We start from the raw sequence: 768 nt of genomic DNA on the forward strand, positions 1-768 counted from the left end.
ACTTGCCCTGCGTGTGCCGCAACAGGTGGAAGGACTGCAAGACCTTGTCGACCTTCGCCGGGTCGAACACCGCGCCCGGAGCCTCGCCAGGGCTGGGCGTCTGGATCTTCGGCGGGCAGTCCGGCAGCGGGATCCCGCGGTCCTGCAAGTACCAGGCCACCTCCGGGGAAATCCCCAGGTCAGCCGGATCCGGCGAACGGGTTCGCCTCGTCGCCATCGTCGCCCCCGCTTCGCGCCAGGGCCTGCTCCGTCGACGGGGTCAGACCGAAGTGAGCGGCCCACGACCGCATCTCACGGCCGGCCGCGCGGGCGATGCCGACAGCAGGGTGGGCGAGCTTGCCCTGCCGCGCCTCAATGAACTGGCCCTCCTGCTGCACGGTCAGGGTGGCCTCGACGAACGTTGCCCAGGCCTCGCAGTACGCGGCGAGGGCGGCTCGGTCGCTCTCCTTGACCAGGTCGAGGCGGGACAGCTCGGGCAGCACGCGATCCCACTCGGCGGCAGCCTCGGGTGACAGCCAGTCGGGCGCCTCGGGTGGCAGCCGCTTGAAGTCTGGGCCGGAGTTGACCTTGCGGCCACCCGAGTCCCGGCCCGAGGAACGGCCCTCGATGAGCTTGAGCCCGGCAGGCTTGGCGGTCCGGGGCATGGTCAACACCCCCTGAAAGCAGTCACGTAGCGTTACCGCAGGTCAGGGGCTTGACCCCCCATGGCTGTAGTGAGCGTGCGCCTTCCCAGCTCACCGCGGCGCTGTCCAGGATGTCCGATTTGGT

1 protein-coding gene is annotated in these 768 nt (G+C 69.9%); it reads right to left on the bottom strand.

The window, feature by feature from the left end:
- Positions 1–179: 179 nt before the first annotated feature.
- Positions 180–644, bottom strand: coding sequence for a phage terminase small subunit P27 family (locus ABD191_RS29010; protein ID WP_030901030.1), 465 nt, complete (start codon positions 642–644; stop codon positions 180–182).
- Between the last annotated feature and the right edge of the window lie 124 nt (positions 645–768).

Origin of the sequence: Luedemannella helvata (genome assembly GCF_039528415.1) — a bacterium.
In the GTDB taxonomy this organism is placed as follows: Bacteria; Actinomycetota; Actinomycetes; order Mycobacteriales; family Micromonosporaceae; genus Luedemannella; species Luedemannella helvata.

Coding starts and splice junctions, on each gene's coding strand:
- ABD191_RS29010 (WP_030901030.1), bottom strand. CDS start 644: ATGCCCCGGACCGCCAAGCCTGCCGGGCTCAAGCTCATCGAGGGCCGT.